9 protein-coding genes and 1 tRNA gene are annotated in these 7,688 nt (G+C 31.0%); 8 read left to right on the top strand and 2 right to left on the bottom strand.

The annotated features are described in order from the left end of the window. The first annotated feature begins 160 nt into the window (after positions 1-160). The 8 genes from COX95_05075 (at position 161) to COX95_05040 (ending at position 6,453) form a co-directional block, all read left to right on the top strand. Positions 161-236, top strand: a tRNA-Met gene (locus tag COX95_05075). Positions 237-362: 126 nt separating this feature from the next. Further along, positions 363-2,057, top strand: coding sequence for a sodium:proton exchanger (locus COX95_05070; protein PIZ85177.1), 1,695 nt, complete (start codon positions 363-365; stop codon positions 2,055-2,057). A 3-nt stretch (positions 2,058-2,060) separates the two neighbouring features. Then, entirely contained in the window at positions 2,061-2,777 is a 717-nt protein-coding gene (locus COX95_05065; protein PIZ85176.1) for a hypothetical protein, read from the top strand. A gap of 110 nt (positions 2,778-2,887) precedes the next feature. Then, positions 2,888-3,874 carry a hypothetical protein gene (locus COX95_05060; GenBank protein ID PIZ85175.1) on the top strand — a complete coding sequence of 329 codons (987 nt, stop codon included), beginning with the start codon at positions 2,888-2,890 and terminating at the stop codon, positions 3,872-3,874. A 25-nt stretch (positions 3,875-3,899) separates the two neighbouring features. Next, a complete protein-coding gene (locus COX95_05055; protein PIZ85174.1) occupies positions 3,900-4,427 on the top strand; it encodes a hypothetical protein in 528 nt (175 codons plus the stop codon). Further along, a complete protein-coding gene (locus tag COX95_05050) occupies positions 4,424-5,011 on the top strand; it encodes a hypothetical protein (protein PIZ85173.1) in 588 nt (195 codons plus the stop codon). Before COX95_05055 ends, COX95_05050 begins: the two co-directional genes overlap by 4 nt. A 3-nt stretch (positions 5,012-5,014) precedes the next feature. Continuing rightward, positions 5,015-5,230, top strand: coding sequence for a hypothetical protein (locus tag COX95_05045; protein ID PIZ85172.1), 216 nt, complete (start codon positions 5,015-5,017; stop codon positions 5,228-5,230). A gap of 11 nt (positions 5,231-5,241) precedes the next feature. Then, positions 5,242-6,453 (top strand): hypothetical protein, encoded by a 1,212-nt coding sequence (locus COX95_05040; protein ID PIZ85171.1) that lies wholly within the window; start codon positions 5,242-5,244, stop codon positions 6,451-6,453. Between the two features lie 139 nt (positions 6,454-6,592). Here the strand turns inward: COX95_05040 and COX95_05035 are convergent, their stop codons facing one another. Next, positions 6,593-7,012 carry a hypothetical protein gene (locus COX95_05035; GenBank protein PIZ85170.1) on the bottom strand — a complete coding sequence of 140 codons (420 nt, stop codon included), beginning with the start codon at positions 7,010-7,012 and terminating at the stop codon, positions 6,593-6,595. A gap of 1 nt (position 7,013) precedes the next feature. Continuing rightward, a partial coding sequence (locus COX95_05030) for a hypothetical protein (protein ID PIZ85169.1) occupies positions 7,014-7,688 on the bottom strand: 675 nt, incomplete at its 5' end.

Genomic DNA, 7,688 nt, shown 5'->3' with positions numbered 1-7,688 from the left:
GAGAATACACCAATCTTTGGGTAATATTTCACCCATTGATTATTTAATAAAAACTGTTCCGGAGTCTCAAATGTGCGTGACGCGTACAGACACTTTAAAGTTTATTAACTTTTTGCTAAAATTATTACATTAGTTCTTTAAGATGAATGAATATATTTTTGGGCCCGTAGCTCAGCGGTCAGAGCAGTCGGCTCATAACCGGTTGGTCGAAGGTTCAAATCCTTCCGGGCCCACCAAAATTAATATTTGAAAGATAAAAAAACCGCCATGATGGCGGTTTTTTTGGTAAAAGCGAGATTGAAAAACAAGGTTTAGTATAAGCAGTTGACAATTTAACTAATTTCTGATATAATATATTAACTATGGAAGTTTATTTTTTAGAATTAGGAATTGTTCTTATTGTTGTCAGCTTGGTTGGTATATTCTTCCGTTCTATTAGACAACCTCTTATACTGGCTTATATTTTTACTGGATTGATACTTGGTCCTCTATTTTTTAAAGTAATAGGCAATCATGAACTGGCTAGGACTTTTTCGACCATGGGTATTACTTTTCTTCTATTTCTTGTCGGATTAGAATTAGATATTAGAAAGTTAAAAGAAGTAAGAAGGGCTTCTCTTATTGTATCTTTATCACATTTTGCAATAGCAGGTATATTGGGATTTGTTATTTCTATATTATTAAATTTTCCTATTATTCCATCTTTTTATATATCTTTAGCGCTAGTTTTATCCAGTACCGTCATAGTAGTTAAATTATTATCCGAGAAACATGATCTTAATTCTTTATACGGGAAAATAAGTATCGGTTTTTTAGTTATTCAAGATATTCTAGCTATTGTTGCGTTAATTTTTTTAGATGCTTTAAAAAATCAGACAACAATAACAGCACTTCCGTTTCTAGTTATATTTATTAAAGCAGTAGTTCTAATATCTATAACTTTTTTGGTTTCTACTTTTATCCTGCCAAGAGTTTTTAGATATATAGCAAAGCATCATGAACTTTTATTTATTCTTTCTATTTCTTGGTGTTTTTTATTTTCCATATTGTCATATTACCTAAGTTTATCGATTGAAATAGGAGCATTTTTAGCCGGATTATCGCTGGCTTATTTACCATATAGTTTTGAGATTGTTGCTAGAGTTAGATCGCTTCGAGATTTTTTCTTAATTATGTTTTTTGTAGCCTTGGGTACTCAAATATCTTTTAATCTTGATCATAATTTATTGCCAATAATTATATTTAGTATTTTTGTGCTGTTGGTTCAGCCTATAATAGTAATGGCTATTTTGGGATACTTGGGGTATCGGAAAAGAACTTCTTTTTTGGCTGGTATATCTATTGCTCAGGTAAGTGAATTTTCACTCGTTCTTTTAGGCACTGGACTTGTTTTAGGTCACATTGGGCCCGAGATTGTTTCTATAATCACAATAGTAGGGGTTATAACGATTACAATTTCAACTTATTTTATTACTTTTGCAGATAAATTATATAATCTTTTGAGAAAGCCTCTTTCTATTTTTGAACGAAAAGAAATAATCGAAAATTATACCTCTGTTGAATTAAAAATCGGCGATCATATTGTTTTAGTCGGATGTCATTTAATGGGTAGTCAGATAGCTGAGACATTATCTTCTCTAAAGAAAAAATTTTTAGTGGTTGATTTTGATCCTGATGTAATTTGTAATTTAAATAATAGAAAAATTCCATGTATATATGGTGACATAGAAGATCTTGATGTGATAGAAAAAGTTGAACTAAGTAAAGCGTCTATGGTTATTTCAACTGTTCCAAATTTAAGAGATAATCTTTTAGTAATTCATAGAGCTAAAAAACTTAATCCAAAAATTAAAGTTATTGTTGCTACAGACGAGGTAAAAGAAGCCTTTGACTTATATAAGGCTGGTGCTGATTATGTTATCTTGCCTTATATACTAGGCGGAGAGCATAGTTCACTAATTATACAAAAGATAGAGAAAGGAGAAGGGCACTTAAAATCTCTAAGAGAGTCGCATATTAAAGATTTGAAAAGACGCGTTACTCTTTATTCTTTATAAAATATGAGAAATAAAATTAAAAAACTAGCCGTATTTATTGGAATATTGGTAATAGTTATACCTTTTTTCCCGTCTTCTGTCTCAGCCTCGTCTATTACAGAAAATAGTATATTTAATTTGACTAATAGCGAACGGCAGAAAAATAATCAACCAGCTCTTTCCTGGAATTATAAATTAGCCCAGGCCGCTAGAGATAAAGCTTCTGACATGATTAATAGAGATTATTTTTCCCATAATACTTCAGACGGAAAAACACCTTGGACTTTTATAACAGCAGAGGGGTATAATTATATATATGCTGGTGAAAATTTAGCTATGAATTTTACAGATAGTGGAGCTGTTGTAAGCGCTTGGATGAACTCTAGCGGACACAGAGCTAATATTCTTTCAAATAACTTTAAAGAATTAGGAGTTGGGGTAATAAGCGGCGAGTATCAGGGTTATACGACTATAATGGTTGTTCAGATGTTTGGAGCTCAAGCAACATCTGTTTATGAAGAAAATAACGAATCTTCAAGTCAACCCGTTAAAAAAACGCCTGCCAAGCCTGTGGTCAAACCTGAAGTAACGGTTTCATCCGATAGCGGTATCAATAAAGAAATTGAGGTGAATGTTATAAGTTCAAGTACTAAAATTTTAAAAAAGAGAATAGAAGATTTTCAAAAAGCTTGTAATCGTTTGATAGTTATTATTAATAATAAAGATAAACAGAAAACTTAAATATGGGATATCCAAGGTAAGTATTTCTTGGGGAGTATTTGAGTAAGTATAAGTTGTTTACAAATTTTCCCAATATTATAAACTAAATAAAGAGATTAACTTTAAATTCAATGAAATCCTTTTTAGGTATAGACATCGGTTCTTATTCCATTAAGCTTATAGAATTAAGAAAACATAAGAATAAATATGTACTTGTTTCGCTTGGAGAAATGCCTATCCCCCCAGGCCTTTTATCTTTTGAGAATAAAGAAGCATTAAACGCCTTATCTGTTTATCTAAAAAAAGTAATGAATGATTCTAAGTGTACAACTAGGAATACAATTTCTTTAGTGCCTTCGGAAAAAGTTTTTACAACCTTTATCACAGTTCCTCAAATGACAGAAGAAGAGCTTAAGAATGCAATGGAATGGGAAATTAAAAAGCTTCCAATTGATGTAAAGGAAAATTTAGTAAATTGGCAGATAACAGAAAAAAACCAGCAGGGTATGGAAATTTTAGTGGTATCTACTCCAAAATTGCTTGTTAGTAATTATTTAACTTTATTAAAAGATTCTGGATTAAATCCAGTCTCTCTTAAATTAGAACCGCTGGCGTTAGCTAAATCCCTAACTTCAGAAGGCCACAAAGATTTATTGGTTGTACATGTCGGTTATAGCTTTACATCACTAACCTTGATAAGTAAAGGGAATCTGAAATTTATAAGAAATCTAAGATTTGGCGAGAGCAGTATGATTACATCATTAGCAAGTACCTTGAAGATTGTGCAGGAAGACGCAAAACAAGTTCTTCACGGTGCCGGTTTCTTAAAATATAAAGATAATCAGCAAGTTTATAATTGTTTAAAAACAATAATTAATATGATTATTTCTGAAACTGAGCGGACCTTTAATTTTTTTGAAGCCAATACAAGAATTATTCTTTCAGGCGGTTGTGCTAATATACCCGGTTTAATTAATGCTTTTACAGAAAAAATTGGTAAGCAAACTTATCTTGCGAATCCTTGGGCTGATATAGACTGTTCAGCAATTAGGGATCCGTGTCACTTAACAAAGCTAGGTCCTCGTTTCGCAGTAGCAATCGGTCTTGCAATGACTTAACGTTTACATTTATACTAAGGTAGAAATGGAAATTAATCTTATCCCACCAGAAGAAAAAAAGAAAGATGAAACATCACCAGTTTTAAAAGCTTTTATAATTGGTGCTGTTACTTTTGCTTTTTTGTTTTCAATATTATTATTTAGGTATTTAGCAGCAAAGATAATTTTAATTAGTTTAAATAGTAAAGAATCGGCAATAGTAGCTTCAGAAGAAGGATTGAAAGACTTTAAGGAGAGTTTTGAAAAGTATAAAGTTCATCCGGCTATGTCAATTTTGAAAAATCATACCTATTTTTCAGATCTTTTTTCAAAAATAGAAGATATTAAACCAGCAGAAATTGAAATAAAAAGCTTAGATACCGATACAAAAAATTTAATCAAAATACAAGGTAAAACTGCAATATTTAGAGATTTCTTAAGGTTTTTAGAAGTATTAAGAAAACAAGGTTTTACTGACCTTGATATTAAAAATTCTACTGTAGATAAAGACAATAATTTTAATTTTTCAATTGAATTTAAGTTTTCCAAGGAAATGGTGTTGAGAAAAAAATGAACTTACAACCACAAGATAATCAAAAACAAGATAATAAGCCATATGGCAAATATGGTAAGTATAGTAGTTTTTTAAACTATGTTGTGTATTTTGTTATTCTGGTTCTAACTTTTTTTATAATAAAGGCTTGTTACGGAATTGTTTTGAATGAAGAGAAAAATGTTAATGATAAAAATAGTAATCTGGAGCAAAGAAAAGCTGATCTTGATAAATATTCAAAATTAAAGGAGCAGATGCCTACATTTCCTGCGACTGTAGCTAAACTAGAGAAGGTTGCTTCATACGCAAAAGAGAAAAATATGGTTCAGTTTTTGGCGCAACTTGAGACTATTACCTCATCATCTAATCTTATTATTTCTTCTATTGCTCCGGAATCGAAAGAAGGCAAAAATCAAATTAAGATAACATTTAGAGGTAACAGCTTCGATAATTTTAAAAACTTTCTTAATGATCTAGAAAATAATATGTATGTATTTGATGTTGTATCTATGTCTTATTCCACAAATTCAGCACGTTTGGCAGAACAAAATCAAAGTTCTGGCGGTGATATTAGTTTTAGCGCAGTAGTTAAAATAGCAGGTTAATATATGGAAAATAAGTTAAAAATAGATTCAATTATACTTTTATCAATATTAATTACTGTCATAGGTTTTATTTATTTTGCTATTTATCCTTTATCAAATTATGTTATGGATAAATTTTCGCAAAAACCAGACAATTCTGAAAATATTGAAATTAAATTCGATCAAAGCACTCTTAAAAAGATTAATAACTTGCAGGATAGATATCAATCTTTTCAATAAAATTAATTATTATGCCAACTTATAATTTTAAAGTTAGAGACAAGTTCGGGAATGAAAATATTGGAGTTATAGAGGCAGCCAGCAGAACAGCGGCTGCTGATAACTTAATCGAAAAAGGATTTTTTATAACAAAGCTTATAGATATCAAAAAATCAAGCTTAAATAATCTTTTTTCATTTATTTTTCACATACCATTAAAAACAATCATGGTTTTCTCGAATCAATTTTCCGTTATGATTAATGCCGGTCTACCAATTGTTGAATCCTTAAAAACGCTCGTAGAGGGTGAAAAGAATAAGAAATTTTCCGAGATTCTGCAAGTAGTTGCTACGGATGTTGAAAATGGAGATTCTTTATCTTCTGCGATGAGTAAATATCCGGATGTTTTTCCTTTTATTTATATTAGCATGGTAAAAGTTGGTGAGACTTCTGGAACAATTGATCAGGTTCTTTTAAGAGTGTCTAATCAGTTAGAAAAAGATTATGAAATTCGTACTAAATTAAAGGCGGCGATGATATATCCTGCTTTTATACTCTCGGCTTTAGTTGGTGTAGCTCTCTTCGTGGTAGTTTCTATTATTCCAAACCTTAAGTCTATTTTGGAAGAAAGCGGAACAAAACTTCCATGGATGACACAAGTACTCATGGCTATAAGTGAATTTGTTATAAATTGGTGGTGGCTTCTTATCCCTTCCATTGTATTTAGTTTTATTTTTCTGGGGGTTTGGTTTAAAAAAACCACAAGAGGCAGTTTTATTTGGGATTATATAAAAATTAAATTGCCAATAGTTGGTTCTATAATGAATAGGGCTTATATGGCGTGGTTTACCCGTACTTTTACGACTCTAGCGGGTAGCGGTGTTAATGTTATAAAATCCTTGGAAGTAACGGCCGATTCAATAGATAATATTCATTATAAAAAGGATATTATAAAAATAGCCAACAAGATAAAAGATGGCGAAAGTTTATTTGATGCATTTAAGGAAAGTAATATATTCTCACCTCTTGTTGTGAAAATGGTTGGCGTTGGTGAGAAAACAGGAACTTTAGACTCTACCGTATCAAAAGTGGCAGATTACTATGAAAGAGAAGTTAATGTAGTTGTTGATAACCTTACTAAACTATTAGAGCCTTTGATCATAATTTGTTTAGGTATTGGTGTAGGATTTTTGGTAATAGCGGTTTTTATACCTATTTACGAAGTAACAAAATCGATACAGTAAAAAGTCATAAAACATCGAACGTTTAGTATAATATATTGATATTAAAAAATAATTATTCACAAACAAAAAAATCTACAGAATAATTAAGATGGAAGTAAATAGTGCTTGTTAAATGTTAAATGATTCTGCACGTGGCAGATTACGGGTTTACTTCTTTCCAGGATGAAGGGGAAAAAACACCGTCTGTGTCCGGGGCTATTGGTATCAGAACTTCAATTTTGCGTCTTACATTATTTTTAATACCGGTTGATTCAACCAATATTTGTGTTGGATCAACGGCATTAACATCTGCTCTTAGAGAATAATATAACCCATTTCCAAAATTCATGCTTTCAATAATCGGGTAAATTGTAGAAGGATTTTTGATTTTTAATATTGTTTTTTCAACTCCAGTTTCAGCGGCATAATTTGCAATTAGTGAATTGCTGACATCTCTTTGTGTTTTTAATGCAGTAATCATTAAAGAAGTAAAACTCAAAGCTATAGCTGATACAAAAACTGTAAGTAATATACTAATGACTAATACTTGTCCTTTGTCCTCTTTTTTGCTTAGAAGCATATTATTTATAATTCCTTAAGGATATTGTTGTTTTTATCGTTGATGAAGCTCTTTTCCATGCAGGTGAGGAGTCATATCCTTTACTTCTTACTGTAATTTCAATCTCTAAAAAAGGTTGAGTTAATGTATCGTATAACTTAAATTGTAGATTGGAAATATTTATATTTTCAGAGGTTAAAAAAGATTCATTAGACGTGGTTGGTGGATAAGTGGTACTTTTTATTGCTTCAGCTATAGATTTGAAGGTATCTTCTAGTTCTTCTCCGCTTGGTGAATGAAAGTATCTATTTATATCGGGATCATTTATATCTTTAGCAATCTTTTGTAATGTTAACTCATCAACATGACCTGTAGCACCTAATCCAATAGAAAAATAAGTGATACTATCATCCCATCCTTTAGTCGATTCATCGATAGCTTTTTGACGAGCGATCCTAACAGCCTTACATGGACCATCATGTTTCGGGTCAGGTATATCAGGATCTGTTGTAGTATTAGCACAGCCATCAGATAAAAGAACGACTATTTTTTTTGCATCAGCGCGGTGTCTTATACTGTCTAATTCAGTATTTGCTTTTTTAATACCCATATATATGTTTGTACAACCTTGACGGGTTATTGCATTAATAATATTTTTTAAATTTGTAAAGTTAGTAGTGAGTTCTGAATTTAATGT

Source organism: bacterium CG_4_10_14_0_2_um_filter_33_32 (assembly GCA_002792735.1).
Taxonomy (GTDB): Bacteria; Patescibacteriota; CPR2_A; order CG2-30-33-46; family CG2-30-33-46; genus CG2-30-33-46.
This window is presented reverse-complemented; position numbering and strand designations above follow the sequence as displayed.

Excerpts from the sequence above, each read along its gene's own strand:
- COX95_05070 (PIZ85177.1), top strand. The coding sequence starts at position 363 with ATGGAAGTTTATTTTTTAGAATTAGGAATTGTTCTTATTGTTGTCAGC.
- COX95_05065 (PIZ85176.1), top strand. The coding sequence starts at position 2,061 with ATGAGAAATAAAATTAAAAAACTAGCCGTATTTATTGGAATATTGGTA.
- COX95_05060 (PIZ85175.1), top strand. The coding sequence starts at position 2,888 with ATGAAATCCTTTTTAGGTATAGACATCGGTTCTTATTCCATTAAGCTT.
- COX95_05055 (PIZ85174.1), top strand. The coding sequence starts at position 3,900 with ATGGAAATTAATCTTATCCCACCAGAAGAAAAAAAGAAAGATGAAACA.
- COX95_05050 (PIZ85173.1), top strand. The coding sequence starts at position 4,424 with ATGAACTTACAACCACAAGATAATCAAAAACAAGATAATAAGCCATAT.
- COX95_05045 (PIZ85172.1), top strand. The coding sequence starts at position 5,015 with ATGGAAAATAAGTTAAAAATAGATTCAATTATACTTTTATCAATATTA.
- COX95_05040 (PIZ85171.1), top strand. The coding sequence starts at position 5,242 with ATGCCAACTTATAATTTTAAAGTTAGAGACAAGTTCGGGAATGAAAAT.
- COX95_05035 (PIZ85170.1), bottom strand. The coding sequence starts at position 7,012 with ATGCTTCTAAGCAAAAAAGAGGACAAAGGACAAGTATTAGTCATTAGT.